General features: G+C 45.8%; 1 protein-coding gene. It reads left to right on the top strand.

Annotated features, from left to right (window positions below; all coding sequences use genetic code 11):
- The coding region (locus KE503_RS15120) for a DNRLRE domain-containing protein (RefSeq protein WP_212385715.1) at nt 1-930 on the top strand (930 nt) is incomplete at both ends.

Genomic DNA, 930 nt, shown 5'->3' on the forward strand with positions numbered 1-930 from the left:
TGCATCTGGATGAAGATTACTTTCAGGACAAAGATCGGGAATATCCGGTAACGATCGATCCGACCGTATCATGGACCGGTTCCACAAACTTCTGGGATGTCTATGTGATCAACGGATCTTATAAGAACACAAACTTCTATGACAGCGGCATCACAGCCATGATGGCAGGAAAAGCAAAACAGGGAGTTTACCGTATCTATCTCCGATTCAAGGATTTTACCAAGAAGATCGAGGGAAAATATGTGGACAGTGCAACCCTTACCATGTATGAGACAGGAAGCAGCCAGAGCGGACAGACAATCGAGGCAAGAAGAGTCACAGGAGGATGGACAAGATCCGGATTAAAATGGAGCAACCGTCCGGGATACAGCACCAACTATGGAAGTGTGAAGACAACAGGAAAAGCCAGGAAAGGAAGAAGCATCAATCTGACCCAGTACGCAAGGGAGTGTGCTTCCGGGAAGATCACATCTTACGGAGTGATGTTAAAGAACTCCGATGAGACAAAGAGTTATGGACAATTCTATGGCTCAAGGGCTTCTGCAAACCGTCCGAAACTGTCAGTGACTTACTATGACGGTCCAACAACAGCAGCCAGTGCATCTGTCACACCAAGATACGTTGGAAAGAATATCCATTCGATTAAGCTTGCATGGACAGGTATCAATTCAAAATCTTTAAACAGAGTGGAATACCGTCTGGCAACATGGGTTAATAACGCAGAAGGAAATTCAAATTATGTGCCATATTCCAGTGCGACAAAGATCGGAACAACATCCAGCGGATCAGCCACTATCAACAGTGATAAGTGGGCAGAAGGAGATTATAAGATCGTTGTCCGTGGAGTGGACAACGGATATATCAATGGATATGGAAAAGGGGCATGGTTTACGATCGACCGTACAGCACCGGCATTTGCCAGTGATCCGG

It is taken from the genome of Anaerostipes sp. Marseille-Q3525 (assembly GCF_018223505.1).
Taxonomy (GTDB): Bacteria; Bacillota; Clostridia; order Lachnospirales; family Lachnospiraceae; genus Anaerostipes; species Anaerostipes amylophilus.